This is a genomic window from Arthrobacter sp. zg-Y844 (assembly GCF_024385465.1).
Lineage (GTDB): Bacteria > Actinomycetota > Actinomycetes > Actinomycetales > Micrococcaceae > Arthrobacter_B.
Genome location: NZ_JANFLS010000002.1, coordinates 358,877 through 373,068 on the forward strand (window position 1 = coordinate 358,877; position 14,192 = coordinate 373,068).

A 14,192-nucleotide genomic window follows, 5' to 3' on the forward strand; every position below is an offset into this window, starting at 1 on the left:
GCTGCCAAACGGCAGCTGCCCCGCTTTTTTCTTTTCGGCTCAGCCGCGTCCGGTGAGCTTCCGCCAGCGGGCGGTCAGACCCCAGCGGGTCACATTGGCCATTGCCTCAACGACAATGTTGCCGCTCATCTTGGAGTCACCGAGTTCGCGTTCGACGAAGGTGATCGGCACCTCGGTGATCTTCAGGCCCAGGCGTGCCACACGGAAGGTCATGTCCACCTGGAAGCCGTAGCCGACGGACTCGACGGCGCCCAGGTCCAACTGCTCCAGCGTGCCGCGGCGGAAGGCCCGGTAGCCTGCGGTGATGTCCCGGACAGGGATGCCCAGCATGAACCGCGAGTAGGTGCTGCCGGCGCGGGAAAGCAGCTTTCGGTGGAACGGCCAGTTGACCACCGATCCCCCGGTGACCCAGCGGGAACCGATGACGAGGTCGGCACCCGCCTTGGAGGCTTCAAGCAGGCGGGGCAGCTCTTCCGGGCGGTGCGAACCATCGGCGTCCATTTCGACCAGGATGTCGTAGCCGCGTTCCAGGCCCCATCGGAAGCCGGCAATGTACGCAGCTCCGAGCCCTTCCTTGCCCTTGCGGTGCAGCACATGCACCTTCGGATCGTTGGCAGCGGCTTCGTCGGCGTAGCCGCCGGTGCCGTCCGGGCTGTTATCGTCCGCGATCAGTACATCCGAATCTGGAACTGCGTCCCGCAGCCGCTTCAGTGTGATGGGGAGCGACTCGATCTCGTTGTAAGTGGGGATGATAGTCAGGACACGCACTCAGTAAGCCTTTCAGCGGACGCACGCCGCGTTGTTCGCGGCAGGGACGGGGTTACTCCCCCGGCAGACTATCCAGTATATGGGAGTACGCGGCCCCTCGGGTCAGCGCCTTGCAGCCCGGGACAGCGCAACCGGGCGGATCCAGCCGTCTTCGGGCCAGTACCGGCGAACTGCCGGCCCTGTTTTCTACTGACGGTTGAATCCACCCGGTTGTGTAATGCTGGACCCGGTAACCGTCACCCGCGGAGCAGCTGCTCCGGTGCGCGTAGTACAGGCCATGGCAGTACGGGCCGGCCGAAGGCACCCGAAGCGCAGCCTGGAAACAGCTCCAGGACAGCGCTCGGTATACCTCAAAAGGCCGGACCCGACTACGGTCCTCATAGACTACGTGCTGGCTAGCCCCTGTCAATATGGCCCCTGACTAGGACGTTTCCATGTCCATGCAGGTCAGACGCGGTGTGGAGGAGGCCGAAGCACGCAGGTTGTTTCGCTGTTCAGGCAAGATCCGGAGCGCGGTACAGTTCTTTGCCGTTGTGGACCGTCTGCAGGCAGCGCGGCTCGTCTCCGTTGTCCAGCGCGGGCAGCAGCGGCGTGCCGGCGCGCGGATCCGTGCTCCACGCGGATACGTTCGCATCCGGCGTCTGGACCATCAGTTCCTGCACTTCCCAGAGCGCAAAGGACGCCGGTGCTCCGGCGGCCAGCTGGCCCCGCATGAAATTGCTCTCCCCTGCCGCACGCCAACCGGCACGGGTATGGCCGATAAACGCCGCCCTCGCCGAGACCCGCTCCTTCGGGTTGGAATGGGACACAGCGGCGCGCACACCGGACCAGGGATCCAGCGGCAGGACGGGAGTGTCGGAACCCAGGGCAACGGGCACACCGGCGGAGAGCAGGGAGGCCATCCGGTTCATATTTCCGCGCCTGTCCCCCAGACGCTGTTCATACAGTCCGCCGGGATGGCCCCATGCAGCATCGAACCCGGGCTGCAGGCTGACAGTGACGCCGAAGCGCAGCAGTTCGGCAATGGCGGCGTCATCGGTCAGTTCCGCATGTTCCAGCCGGTGGTGGGCAGCCCGGACGGCTGCTTCCCCGACGGCCTCGGCAGCGAGGCGGAGCCCGGCCAGCGCCGTGTCCATCCCTGCGTCGCCAATGACGTGGAAACCGCCCTGCAGCCCGGCCTTCGTCATGAGCTCCAAGTGCCGCCCGGCCTGTTCCGGAGTCAGGTACATGGTGCCGCTTGTGTCGGGCCGGTCGGCGTAGGGCTCGCGCAGCGCAGCCGTCCGGGCACCGAAGGACCCGTCAATGTTCAGGTCGCCGGCGAGGCCCAGCAGCCGGCCCTCAAAGAAGTCCACCAGTCCGGCTACCTGCGCCTCGCTTTCGGCCAGCTGGCCCCAGTACGGCAGGATCTGCGGCAGCGCCTCGTCGCTGAGGGGACCGTCCAGGCCCAGCAACCGGCGCAGGTCCTCCGGCGGCGCAATGTGCGGGGCGGCCATTTCCGCGACTGCCACCACCCCGCGGGAGGCCGCATGCTTCAGGGCAGCCAGCTGGAAGACGCCGCGCTGGTCCGGATCGGCGTCGCGCGCTACGGTGCGCGCGGCGTCGTGCGCGGCACGGACGACGAAGCCGTTGTCCCAGCCGTCGTACTCCTGCAGCCGGAGTTCGGCCGCCAGCGTGCCGGAGACGGCCGCACAGTGCACATCGGAGCGGGAGAGGTACACGGCGCGGTTGCCGGAGGCTGCGTCGAGTTCGGCCGCGGTGGGCGCGCGCCGTTCCGGCCAGCGCGACTCGTCCCAGTTGGACCCCAGGATCAGGCCCGCGGTCCCTGCCGCATGGTCCCGGACCTTGTCCAGCAAATCGTCGAGGGAGGTGCATCCGCTCAGATCCAGCGTCACCAGGGACATGCCCAGCTCGGTGGTGTGGACGTGGGAATCCACGAATCCGGGCGCCACCAATGCGCCCTGCAGGTCCACTACGTCCATCTTGCTGTCCTGGATGGAGGTGGCGGCCTGTTCCGACCCCACCCAGGCGACGGTATCGCCGTCGACCAGCATTGCGGTGGCAAAGGGATCGCCGGCGCTGTAGACCGAACCGTTGCGGTAGAGCGTCAGGGTGCGGGCGCTCGGGATGGGACTGCCGTTCAAGGACTCACCTGTTTTCTGTAGGGCGATGGAGGGTGGCGGCGGTTCAGTCGCCGACGTTGGAGTAGGCGACGACGCCGCGCCGCACCAGGGAAATGGCGTCCAGGAAGCGGCGGCGCATGCCGGCCGGCAGGTCCGGGACCTTGGCCAGCTGGTCCAGCAGGTCGATCACCTGCTTGGCCCAGCGGACAAAGTCCCCCGCAGCCAGCTCAGTGCCGTTCAGGGCCACCTGCAGGTGCTTGCCCTTGACCCACTTGTACATGGGCCAGACCAGGCCAAGTTCGGGTTCGACGGTCTGCGGCAGCCGGGACGCCTCTTCGAGGTCCGTGAGCTCGGACCACTGGCGGATGACGATGTCCACCGCCGACTCCAGCGAAACACTCGGCATCTTCGGCCGCAGCCCGCGCTCTTCCCGCTTCGCCTGGTAGACCAGGGCGGAGGCCAGGCAGGCCAGCTCGGCGGCGTCGAGGTCGGTGAAGGCGCCCTGCTCCAGCGAGAGGGCCACGAGGAGGTCCTTTTCGCCGTAGATGCGCCGCAGTTTCTGGCCGGCCGGGGTCACGGCGTCGAGGCCGGACTCGTCCGGGGCTACGTAGCCGTACCTGGTCAGCACCTCGCAGACCCGGTCGAAGGTCTTGGCAATGGTGTTGGTGCGGCCCCGGATCTGTCCGACGAGGTTGTCGGTCTCCCGGCGCAGCTTCCACCAGCGCTCGGCCCAGCGGGCGTGGTCTTCGCGTTCGCTGCAGCCGTGGCAGGGATGCGCCCGCATTTTCCGGCGCAGCTCTGCGATCGCCTGCTCCTGCCGCTGGGTGCCCGCCGTGTGCATGGCATTGGCGCGGGCCGACGCCGGCCGCGGCGGCCGATGGTCGTGCAATGCGTTGCGCAGCGACGAGGACAGATCGCGGCGGTCCTTGGGTGAGCGCGCGTTGAAGGACTTGGGGATGCGGATGTGCGAGACCGGTTCAAGGACGTCATCGATGTCGGCAGCGCTGATGCGCCGGATCTGCTTGTCTTCGGTCAGGATCGCCGGCCGCACCTCGCGGGCGGAGGCATCCACGTCCAGTACGACGGCGTGGCCGGAGTTCCGGCCGGCGGGAAGGAACACGATGTCCCCCGGGCGCAGGTTCTCCAGCGAGGCTGCGGCAGCACTCCGCCGATTCCGTGCCTTGGTTTTTGAAGCGGTGTTTTCCAGGTCCGAGAGCTGCCGGCGCAGGGCCGCGTATTCGTTGAAGTCCCCCAGATGGCAGGTCATTGCCTTTTCGTAGCCGGCGAGTGATTCCTCACGCGAACGGACCTGCTTCGCCAGGCCCACCACGGACCGGTCCGCCTGGAACTGGGCGAAGGAGGACTCGAGGATCCCGCGCGCCCGTTCCCGCCCGAACTGCGCGATGAGGTTGATGCTCATGTTGTAGGTGGGCCGGAAACTGGAGTTCAGCGGGTATGTGCGCCGCGAGGCCAGGCCCGCCACGGCAGCGGGGTCGGTGCCCGGCTGCCAGAGCACCACGGCGTGGCCCTCGACGTCGATCCCGCGGCGTCCTGCCCGTCCGGTCAGCTGGGTGTACTCGCCGGCGGTGATGTCCACGTGCGCTTCGCCGTTGAACTTGTCCAGCTTTTCCAGCACCACCGACCGTGCCGGCATGTTGATGCCCAGCGCCAGCGTTTCGGTGGCGAAAACCGCGCGGACCAGCCCGGCGGCGAACAGGCGTTCCACCACTTCCTTGAAGGTGGGCAGCATGCCGGCGTGGTGGGCGGCGAAACCGCGCACCAGGCCTTCGCGCCACGTCCAGAACCCCAGCACCTCGAGGTCTTCTTCGGGAATGTCCTGGGTGGCTTCGTCCACCACCCGGGCAATCTCCCGGCGCTCGTCTTCGTCCGTCAGCCAAAGCCCCGACTCGACGCACTGGCGTACAGCGCCCTCGCAGCCGTTGCGGGAAAAGATGAAGGTGATGGCGGGCAGCAGGCCGTTGCGGTCCAGCTGGGCGATGACCTGCGGCCGCGATGCCCGCTGGATGCGCGTGATCGGCGGCCCGCCGTGGCCGCCGCCGTGGCCGCCGGGCCTCCCTCCGCGGGAGGAGTCACGGCGTCCGCCGCGGGAGGAACCGCGTGGACCGCCCCAGTGGCCGCGCTGGTTGACGCGGGACTCGGCCCGCGCCAGTTCCATCAGCTCGGGGTTGACCCGGTAGCGTTCCTTGGCGCCGGGATGCTCATCGGCCGCCTCGTCGAAGGAAACATCGGATTCGAACAGGTCGAAGATGTCGCGGCCAACCATCACGTGCTGCCAGAGCGGAACCGGACGGTGCTCTGAAACCACCACGTCGGTGTCGCCGCGGACGGTGTCCAGCCAGGCGCCGAATTCCTCGGCATTGGACACGGTGGCGCTGAGCGAAACCACCCGGACGTCGGAAGGCAGGTGGATGATGACCTCTTCCCAGACCGCCCCGCGGAACCGGTCCGCGAGGTAATGCACCTCGTCCATGACCACGTAGCCCAGGTCGATGAGGGTGTCCGAGTTGGAATAGAGCATGTTCCGCAGCACTTCGGTGGTCATCACCACTACGTCGGCGTCCGGGTTGATGCTGGTGTCTCCGGTCAGCAGGCCCACCCGGTCACTGCCGTAGGCGGCCGCCAGCTCACTGTATTTCTGGTTGCTCAGGGCCTTGATGGGGGTGGTGTAGAAGGCCTTCAGGCCGTTCTGCAGGGCCAGATAGACGGCGAACTCCCCCACCACTGTCTTGCCGGCCCCCGTGGGAGCCGCGACGAGGACGCCGCGCCCGGCTTCGAGGGAGCGGCAGGCTTCCGACTGGAAAGCGTCCAGTTCGAAGCCCAGCGACTGCTCGAAGACCCCCAGCTGCGTCTTGGAATGTTCGGAACGTTGTTTTGCGGCAAGGTACCGCTCCGAAGGAGAAGTCATGAACCAAGCCTATGCGCTGCGCCCGCCGCAGTACGCCAATATCATCGGTGGGCGAACGCGTCCATGGCCTTACAGCTTGTCGATGGGGGTGGCGGTGTCCGCTTCGGCTTCCACTGCTGCTTCCCGCTCGGCCTGCTTCCGGACCCGGCGCCGGTCATTGAGCAGGCAGATGCCCACTGCTACGGCGAACAGCAGCAGCAGCGGCGCGGCGAGGTAGAACATGCTCAGGGCGTCGGCGCCGGGGGCAGCCATGGCGGCGAAAAGGCAGATCAGGAAGACGGTGATCCGCCAGTATTTGATGATGGTCCGCCCGCTCAACAGGCCGGCCAGGTTCAGGCCCACCAGGAATACCGGAATCAGGAAGGCGATGCCGAAGGCCAGGAGCAACCGCAGCACGAAGGCTAGGTAGACCGAAGCCGTAATGACGTTGGACCCGCCCTCGGGCGTGAAGTCGGTAAGCACCCGCACGGCCTGGGGCAGGATCAGCCACGCCAGGACAATACCGCCGATGAACAGCGGAACGGCGGCGGCCAGGAAGCCCAGGGCCGCGCGGCGTTCCTTGCGCTTGAGGCCGGGCGTGATGAACGCCCAGGCCTGGTAGAGCCACACCGGGCTGGAGGCCACAAGCCCCACGAATACCGAGACCTGGACCATCTGGTCGAACGGAGTAGCGACGCCTTCGAAGTTGATGGTGGTGAAACGGCCGCCGCTGTTGCCTGCGTCCAGGAGCGGCCGGGTCAGCGCCTCAAAAACCGGCAGGTAGACGAAGAACCCGCCCACGGTGCCCAGCACCACGGCGATGGCCGATTTGAAGAGCCTGTTGCGGAATTCCCGCAGATGCTCCTTGAGGGCCATCCGCCCTTCGGGGTTGGATTTGCGCCCTTTGTTCAGCGCCACGGCTGCTAGCGGCTGGTTGGCGGGTTACCCGCAGAATCCGGGGACCCGCCGGGGGTGCCAGAGGGCGGAGTCTGTCCGGGGAAGAACGTCTGTTCGGACGCCTTCTGCTGCGGTGCGGGGTGCACTACCTTCCCCTCCACCGGATCGGTGGGCGCCGTGGTCGAAGGACTGTCGTCCTTCATCTGGCGGACTTCGGATTTGAAGATGCGAAGGGACTGCCCCAAGCTCCTTGCCAGCCCCGGAAGCTTCGGAGCGCCGAAGAGCAGAATGGCCAGTACAACAATGACGATGATTTGCCAGCCTTCAAGCCTCATGGCGGTGTCCTTTCGTTGGAGAATATTCTATGTCAGAGTTCCGGGAAATCCCGCCACGCGCGCGGCTGTCCCTTGGCGGTGCGCCGCTCGATGCGGCGCAGGCGCCGGGCCTCCCGGCGGGCCGCCTTGCCGGCGTCGTAGGCCTTCCGTGCTTCGTCCGGATCCGTGAAGATGCCGGCAGGCTCTTCTTCGAGGACGGTGGACGGAACGGTATCCGGAGTGCGTAGGGACAGCTTCGCAGATGCGGCTTCGAATTCCCGGAGAATACCGAGGAACCTCTGGAAGAGCCGGTAGCCGATCAGGGCGTAGAAAGCCGCAGCGCCTGCCGCGAGGGCAAGCCAAATGAGTATCCAGGACCACCAAGGCATATCCCCAGCATAGTGGAGACTGCCCGCCCGGCCGGACCGGAGGCTAGGCAGGCCGGTAGTTCGCGGCGGCGGCCTCCAGCCAGGCCAGGGTGGCGGAACGCAGTTCGTCCGGCGCCGCGACCGCGGCTGCTCCGCCCAGCCGGGCAGTGAAAGCCGGGATCCAGCCGGTATCCGCGGTGCGCAGTTCCACGGCGGTCCGTCCGTCCGCCAGCGGGGCCTGCCGTTCGGCGTCGTAGGCCTCGGCCACCCAGAGGGCGGCGGGGTCCAGGACCATTGTGACCCGGTGATCCAGGGGTCCCGGCGTGAACAGGCTGGCGGGGAATGCGGCCCCCGGCTCCGGGGCGTGGGTCAGCGCCGGGCCGGTGTCCCGCACGCCGTGGATCCGGTCCACCCGGAAATTCCGCGGCGCTTCCGCCCGGTGGCACCACGCTTCCAGGTACCAGGTGTTGTCCACGGAGAAGAGCCGCCTCGGGTCAACGGTGCGGAGAGTGACTTCGTCGCGGCGCGGGACCAGATAGCGCAGTTCAAGCTGGCGCGTGCCGCTGATCGCCTGCTGGAGTTCGGCCAGTACGGTGCCGTCGGATTCGTCGTCCAGGCGGGCCGCGACGGCGGTGCCGACGCCGCCGGCCTCCCCTGCCGCTTCGGTCAGCTTCTCCAGGGCGCTGGCAACTGCGGCGGAGGAACCGATGCCCGGCAGTGCCGACAGTGTGTCCAACCCCACGATCAGGGCCGCGGCTTCGTCCATGCCGAAACGCACCGGCTCGGAGAGGTTCTCGGCGTTCTCGATGTAGATCCGGTCGTCGTCGAAACTGACGTCCATCAGCCCGTTGGGGTAATGCCGCGGGCCGCTCACGAACAGCAGGTTCAGGTCCTTGCCCAGCTGTTCCTTGCTGACACCGAAGGCATCGGCGGTCTCGTTCATGTCCGCGCCCTGGTTCGCCAGGACGTAGGGCACCAGGTCCAGCAGGCGGGTGAGGTGGTCCTGCGCGCCCGACGCCGGACGGCGGGCGGGAGCGGCGGAGGCGGCCAGTTCGAACCCGGGCAGCGGCCGGCGCTGGGTGTCCAGGGCCCGCGCGAGGGCGGTACGGACGGCGTCGGCAAATTCGGCCGGTTCGACGGCGACGGCGGCCGCACCGAGGGCGGCGGTGTCCGCGGCCAGCGCATCCAGATCGCGGACCCGGAGATGCAGCCGGTCCCGGCCCGCGTTTCCGGGCTCGATGGATTCTGCCTGCAGCCGCAGGGCCGCCCCGGCGCCGGGGTCCACGTCCACTGCTGCCGGCCGCGGCGCGTAGACGTCGTCCAGGGAAGCGAGCGAGGCGTCGATGTCGAACTCCGCGGGGACGGTGTAGGCGCCGGGCCGCAGCCGTACCGGCCCTTCCATCCGGGAAAGCCGGAAGATCCGTTCCGCACCGCGGTCCAGGTCGTAGCCCACCAGGTACCAGTGGCCGAAGCGGCTGCCCATGCCCCAGGGCTGGACCTGCCGGACGGACTGCTCCGTGCTGCCGACCGGCCGGTAGCCGAAGGTTACCGGGGTGCGGGTGGTGGCGGCACGCCAGATCTCGTCGAAATGCGCGTCATTGGTGCGGATGCTGGGCTGGAGGGGGATGGCCGCGGCGTCGTCGGGAAGTACCCCCCGGGCGTGGAGCTTGCGCAGGGCGCGGGCGGCGGCGGAGCCCAGCGATGCCTGGTCCCACATGCGGGCGGCCAGGGTCAGGACGGCGGATTCCTCGGGCGTGAACCGGACACCCGGAAGCCGGTATGCGTCCTGCCGGATGCGGTAGCGCTGCGTGGTGTTGTCCTCGAACATGGTCTCTTCGCTGTAGGACTCCACCGGGATGCCCTGCTCACGGAGGAAGGCCTTGTCCCGGTCAAAGAGCTTTTCCCGGGCATCTGCCGTGGAGGCTTCGGAATACAGTTCAATCTCTTCGAACAACTCGTGCTTGGTGAAGCCCCTGCGCGTGGACAGCAGCGCAATGACCAGATTCAGCAGGCGTTCGGTTCTCTTGGCGGACACGGGAGCTAATCTACCTTCCTTCCGGGCCGGGACATGCGAAAGGGCGGAACCGCCGTCGCAGGTGACAGCGGTTCCGCCCTTGGCAGGAGGGACGGATCAGCGGACGCCGAGCAGGTCCACTACGAAGATCAGCGACTCGCCCGGAGCCACGGCGGATCCGGCGCCCCGGTCCCCGTAGGCCATCGAGGAAGGGATCTCGAGCCGGCGGCGGCCGCCGACCTTCATGCCCAGCAGGCCCTGGTCCCAGCCCTGGATAACCTGGCCGACGCCCACACGGAAGTCCAGGGGTGTACCCCGGTTCCAGGACGCGTCGAATTCCTCGCCGGTGGAGAAGGCGACGCCCACGTAGTGGGTGGAAACCGTGTCTCCGGCCTTTACTTCCCGGCCGTCGCCGACCACGAGGTCCTCGATAACGAGATCCGTGGGGGCATCGTGGGCCGGGAAATCGATTTCCGGCTTCTGGCGGTCGTATTCACGCTTTCCGAATGACATTGGTGCTCCTTATGTCTGGTGGGTCAGGAGTTAAGGCTACTTGACTTCCTTGATGTCTACGACGAAGACCAGCGGACCCGAGGGGCTGCTGCCGCCGGCAGGATCACCGTAGGCCAGCTCGGACGGCAGGACCAAGAGGACCTTGGAGCCGGCCTTCTGACCGGCCAGGCCGTAGGTCCAGCCCGGAATCACGTTCGCCAGGGGGAACTCGGCAGGTTCGCCGCGCTCGTAGCTGGAGTCGAACATCTCGCCGTCCCGCAGGCCGACACCGAGGTAATCGGCTACCACGGTCCCGGTGGATTCGAGCACCGGACCGTCGCCTTCTTCCAGGACCTTCACTACCAGGCGCTCCGGTTCCTCGGCGCCTTCCGGGATGGTGATGGACGGGGTGCCGTCTTCGGCGAAGGAAACCTCGGGAAGCTTCCCTTCGTCTTCAAGGGCCGTGACGTCTTCGCTGCTCATCAGCAGGGTGCCGTCGGTGTTCCGGGCAGCAGCTTCGTCCGGGCTCAACGTCGGGACCGTGTCCATCGCATCAGTGATGGTGAAGACGAGGAAATTCGCTTCGGTTCCGGCTTCTTCATTGGCCGGAATGTAATACGCGAAATCCGAGCCCACGGGAGCGCCGAGCAGTGCGTCATACATCTGCGAATTGCCGGACTTCAGGCTCTCGTCCACGGCGATGCCTTCGGCGTTTTCGCCGCTGTAGGTTTCCTGGCCGACCGTGCCGTCTTCCGGGTTGACGATCGCGAGGCGGATCATGGCCGTCTGGCCCTCGGCTACTTTGTCGCCGTCACCGTCGTTGACCCGGGTCAGGGTGGGCTCGTCGGCGCTCAGCGGCTTATCGAAGTCGACGCTTGGGACGGAGGTTTCTTCGTCGCCGCGCTCGATCTTCACGGAGGACAACGGCCCGCTGCTCTTGGCTTCATCGCCGCCGGAGCAGGCGGTGAGGAACAGCAGGAAGGGCAGGAGGATTGCTAGTACTTTACGCACAGTACTTCTTTCAGTGGTGGACAGTGAGCAGGGCGGCCTTACCGTAGTTGCCGGTACGCCGGGCAGGGAGACGCCACGCGGCCGCAATACGCCCCAGACTAGCCGGTCCAGCTGGATGAAGCCTAGGTAAGGTTCCGGGGCAGCGCCGGCGGACGCCGGCGGAGAGGGATCAGAGAGTGGACAGCAGCGCCTCGACCCGTTCATCGACGGACGCGAAAGGATCCTTGCACAGCACCGTCTGCTGGGCACGGTCATTAAGCTTGAGGTGCACCCAGTCCACCGTGAAGTCGCGGTTCGCATTCTTGGCACGGCGGACGAAGTCGCCGCGCAGCTTGGCGCGGGTGGTCTGCGGCGGCTGGTCCACGGCTTCCTTGATGTCGCTGTCCTCCACCACACGGGCCGTTTCGCCGCGGGACTGCAGCAGGTAGAACAATCCGCGGCGCCGGGAGATGTCGTGGTAGGTCAGGTCGACCTGGGCCAGGCGCGGGGAAGACATCTCGAGTCCGTGCCGCTCTGCCACCCGGGTCACCAGTTTTTTCTTGATGGCCCAGTCGATTTCCGTATCGATCCCGGAGTGGTCGCCGGATTCGATGGCGTCCAGCGTGCGTGTCCACAGATCGATGATCCGTCCGACATGCCGGTTGTGCTCACCGTTGGCTGCGACGAAGTCCTGGACGCGCTGCAGGTAGATGCGCTGCAGGTCCAGCGGCGACATCGTGGAGCCGTTGGCCAGTTTCAGCGGCTGCCGGCCGGAGAGGTCATGGGAGGTTTCCCGGATGCTGCGGATCGGGTTCTCCAGGCGGAGGTCCCGCATCAGGACGCCGGCCTCGATCATCCGCAGCATCAGGTCGACAGACCCGGCCTTGAGGAGCATGGTCGTCTCGGACATGTTCGAATCTCCGGCTATCACGTGCAGCCGGCGGTAGTGCTCGGCGTCGGCATGCGGCTCATCCCGGGTGTTGATGATGGGCCGGGACCGGGTGGTCGCAGAGGAGACGCCTTCCCAGATGTGGTCCGCCCGCTGGGAAAACGCGAAGAGGGAACCGGACTGGGTCTTGAGCACCTTGCCGGCACCGACCAGCAGTTGGCGGGTGACCAGGAACGGAATGAGGACGTCCGCCAGCCGGGAAAATTCGAGGCGGCGCGGAATGAGGTAGTTTTCGTGGCTGCCGTAGGAGTTTCCGGCGGAGTCGGTGTTGTTCTTGAAGAGGTAGACGTTGCCGTTGAAGCCTTCGGCTTTGAGCCGGTCCTCCGCCTCCTCCACCAGGTCTTCCAGGATCAGCTCGCCGGCGCGGTCATGGGCCACCAGCTGTGCCAGGTCGTCGCACTCCGCGGTGGCGTACTCCGGGTGCGAGCCGACGTCGAGGTAGAGGCGTGAGCCGTTGGTCAGGAAGACATTTGATGAGCGGCCCCAGCTGACGACCTTGCGGAAGAGGTAGCGGGCCACTTCCTCGGGGGAAAGGGGACGCGAATCGGGCCCGGAATAGGCAATGCCGAATTCCGTTTCGACTCCATAGATCCTGCGGTCCATCAGTCTCCTTCCGCGCTGGCCAGCAAACGGTCCAGCTCAACGGTGTTTATCCTGCGGAACGCCCTGACGGTGCCGCGGGTGGAAAGCGGGTTCCGGTCCAGGACGGCGACCTCCAGCAGTCCGGCGCCCAGCGGTTCGGGTGCCTGCCCGTTGCCCGAACCGTTGGCTGCGCGGGTGGCGGAAAGCGCCTGAACCGCCGTCCGGATGGCGGAGCCGAAATCGGCGTCCTGGTTCCAGGACCGGCTGAGGGCTTCGTTGACGATCTCCGCCTGCCCGCCCATCACCGTGTAATTGCTTTCATCCGCGATGGAGCCGTCGAAGTTCAAGCGGTACAGGCGGTCCGAATACGGATCCTCCCCTACCTCTGCGACGGCCAGCTCCACCTCGAACGGTTTTCCCTCGGTGGTGAAAACCGAGCCGAGGCTCTGCGCGTAGACACTGGCCAGCCCGCGCGCGGAGACGTCGTCGCGGGAATAGGAGTAGCCGCGCACATCCGCGAACCGGATGCCGGCCTGGCGCAGGGACTCGAATTCGTTGTACTTGCCGACGGCGGCGAAGCCTATCCGGTCATAGATCTCGCTGAGCTTATGGAGGGACGGTGAAGGGTTCTCCGCCACCAGGGCAATGCCTTCCCTGCAGGTCAGGACCACTACCGAGCGTCCCCGGGCAATGCCTTTGCGGGCGAAGTCCGCCCGGTCCTTCATCAGTTGTTCGGGTGAGACGTAGAACTGCTGGGTCACGGCTACGCCTCCAGTCCGGCAGCGGTGCGCCTTGCGATGAGGTCACGGGAGAGTTCCTGCAGTTCCCGTTCGGGGATCTCCCGGTTGCCGGCACTGTTGACGACATAGACCACCGGCCACAGACGCCGGACCATGTCCGGGCCGCCGGTGGCCGAATCGTCGTCGGCCGCGTCGTAGAGGGACTCCACGGCCACCCGGACCGCATCCTCCTCGTCGAGGTTCGGCTGCCAGAGTTTTTTTAGGGCGCCGCGTGCGAACACGGACCCGGACCCGACGCTGTGGTGCTCGTATTCCTCATACCGGCCTCCGGTGACGTCGTAGGAAAAGAGCCGGCCGGTCCGCCGCTGGGTGTCGAACCCGGCAAAAAGCGGGACAACGGCCAGTCCCTGCAGCGCCAGCGCAAGGTTGGAGCGCACCATGGCCGCGAGCCGGTTGGACTTGCCGTCCAGGCTCATAGGCGTTCCCTCGATCTTCTCGTAGTGCTCCAGTTCCACCTGGAACAGCCGGATCATGTCAAGGGCGAGCCCTGCCGTACCGGCGATCCCGAGCACGGAGTAGTTGTCCGCCGGGAAGACCTTCTTGATGTGCCGGCTGGCGATCATGTTGCCCATCGTGGCCCGCCGGTCCCCTGCCATCAGGACTCCCCCTGCGTAGGTGAGGGAAACGATGGTGGTGGCCTGCGGGGCGAGCTCCCCCGCGGAACCGTGCGACGCCGGTCCCAGGGATCGGGAGGACGGCAGCAGTTCGGGGCGGTGAAGGGCGAGATGGTCGGTAAAGGAAGAGGACGGGGCTTGATGGATGGAGGCGGCGGGGTCCCGGGGGGCCATCCGTTACTGACCGCCCTTTTGGATGAAGCCGCGGACGAACTCTTCGGCGTTGCTCTCCAGCACGCCGTCGATCTCGTCCAGCAGGTCGTCCACGCCTTCAGTCTCAGTGGAAGCTTCCGCTTCGGCTGCAGGGGGCGGGACGGCCTCGGTTTCTTCTTCTTCGACGGGATGCGTTCCGGTGTTTTTGCGGTCCTGGGTTGCCATG

At 66.7% G+C, this 14,192-nt stretch carries 13 protein-coding genes; all 13 read right to left on the reverse strand.

What is annotated here, in order from left to right; translation table 11 throughout:
* Positions 1 to 39: 39 nt before the first annotated feature.
* Positions 40 to 768 (reverse strand): polyprenol monophosphomannose synthase, encoded by a 729-nt coding sequence (locus NNX35_RS08495; protein ID WP_227921564.1) that lies wholly within the window; start codon positions 766 to 768, stop codon positions 40 to 42.
* A gap of 494 nt (positions 769 to 1,262) precedes the next feature.
* On the reverse strand, positions 1,263 to 2,909 hold the full coding sequence (locus NNX35_RS08500) for an amidohydrolase (protein WP_255867493.1): 1,647 nt from the start codon (positions 2,907 to 2,909) through the stop codon (positions 1,263 to 1,265).
* Positions 2,910 to 2,952: 43 nt separating this feature from the next.
* Positions 2,953 to 5,814 carry an RNA helicase gene (locus NNX35_RS08505; RefSeq protein ID WP_255867494.1) on the reverse strand — a complete coding sequence of 954 codons (2,862 nt, stop codon included), beginning with the start codon at positions 5,812 to 5,814 and terminating at the stop codon, positions 2,953 to 2,955.
* A gap of 69 nt (positions 5,815 to 5,883) precedes the next feature.
* Entirely contained in the window at positions 5,884 to 6,711 is an 828-nt protein-coding gene (tatC, locus tag NNX35_RS08510; protein WP_255766245.1) for a twin-arginine translocase subunit TatC, read from the reverse strand.
* Between the two features lie 5 nt (positions 6,712 to 6,716).
* A complete protein-coding gene (gene tatA / locus NNX35_RS08515) occupies positions 6,717 to 7,025 on the reverse strand; it encodes a Sec-independent protein translocase subunit TatA (protein ID WP_255766244.1) in 309 nt (102 codons plus the stop codon).
* A gap of 32 nt (positions 7,026 to 7,057) precedes the next feature.
* Positions 7,058 to 7,393, reverse strand: coding sequence for a hypothetical protein (locus NNX35_RS08520; protein ID WP_255766243.1), 336 nt, complete (start codon positions 7,391 to 7,393; stop codon positions 7,058 to 7,060).
* A 43-nt stretch (positions 7,394 to 7,436) separates the two neighbouring features.
* The gene (locus NNX35_RS08525) at positions 7,437 to 9,407 is read right to left on the reverse strand and encodes a WYL domain-containing protein (protein WP_255867495.1); all 1,971 of its coding nucleotides are present in this window, start codon (positions 9,405 to 9,407) and stop codon (positions 7,437 to 7,439) included.
* A gap of 96 nt (positions 9,408 to 9,503) precedes the next feature.
* Complete coding sequence (locus tag NNX35_RS08530; protein ID WP_255766241.1) at positions 9,504 to 9,899, reverse strand: FKBP-type peptidyl-prolyl cis-trans isomerase; 396 nt, start codon at positions 9,897 to 9,899, stop codon at positions 9,504 to 9,506.
* 36 nt (positions 9,900 to 9,935) lie between these two features.
* Entirely contained in the window at positions 9,936 to 10,889 is a 954-nt protein-coding gene (locus NNX35_RS16185) for an FKBP-type peptidyl-prolyl cis-trans isomerase (protein ID WP_255867496.1), read from the reverse strand.
* Between the two features lie 169 nt (positions 10,890 to 11,058).
* Complete coding sequence (gene pafA / locus NNX35_RS08540; protein WP_255766239.1) at positions 11,059 to 12,420, reverse strand: Pup--protein ligase; 1,362 nt, start codon at positions 12,418 to 12,420, stop codon at positions 11,059 to 11,061.
* Positions 12,420 to 13,160, reverse strand: coding sequence for a proteasome subunit alpha (prcA, locus tag NNX35_RS08545; RefSeq protein WP_255766238.1), 741 nt, complete (start codon positions 13,158 to 13,160; stop codon positions 12,420 to 12,422). Before prcA ends, pafA begins: the two co-directional genes overlap by 1 nt.
* 2 nt (positions 13,161 to 13,162) lie before the next feature.
* On the reverse strand, positions 13,163 to 13,987 hold the full coding sequence (gene prcB, locus NNX35_RS08550) for a proteasome subunit beta (protein WP_255766237.1): 825 nt from the start codon (positions 13,985 to 13,987) through the stop codon (positions 13,163 to 13,165).
* Between the two features lie 3 nt (positions 13,988 to 13,990).
* Positions 13,991 to 14,191, reverse strand: coding sequence for a ubiquitin-like protein Pup (locus tag NNX35_RS08555; protein WP_227921592.1), 201 nt, complete (start codon positions 14,189 to 14,191; stop codon positions 13,991 to 13,993).
* Position 14,192 lies beyond the last annotated feature (1 nt).

Coding starts and splice junctions, on each gene's coding strand:
- NNX35_RS08520 (WP_255766243.1), bottom strand. CDS start 7,393: ATGCCTTGGTGGTCCTGGATACTCATTTGGCTTGCCCTCGCGGCAGGC.
- tatA (WP_255766244.1), bottom strand. CDS start 7,025: ATGAGGCTTGAAGGCTGGCAAATCATCGTCATTGTTGTACTGGCCATT.
- pafA (WP_255766239.1), bottom strand. CDS start 12,420: ATGGACCGCAGGATCTATGGAGTCGAAACGGAATTCGGCATTGCCTAT.
- NNX35_RS08505 (WP_255867494.1), bottom strand. CDS start 5,814: ATGACTTCTCCTTCGGAGCGGTACCTTGCCGCAAAACAACGTTCCGAA.
- prcB (WP_255766237.1), bottom strand. CDS start 13,987: ATGGCCCCCCGGGACCCCGCCGCCTCCATCCATCAAGCCCCGTCCTCT.
- NNX35_RS08555 (WP_227921592.1), bottom strand. CDS start 14,191: ATGGCAACCCAGGACCGCAAAAACACCGGAACGCATCCCGTCGAAGAA.
- NNX35_RS08530 (WP_255766241.1), bottom strand. CDS start 9,899: ATGTCATTCGGAAAGCGTGAATACGACCGCCAGAAGCCGGAAATCGAT.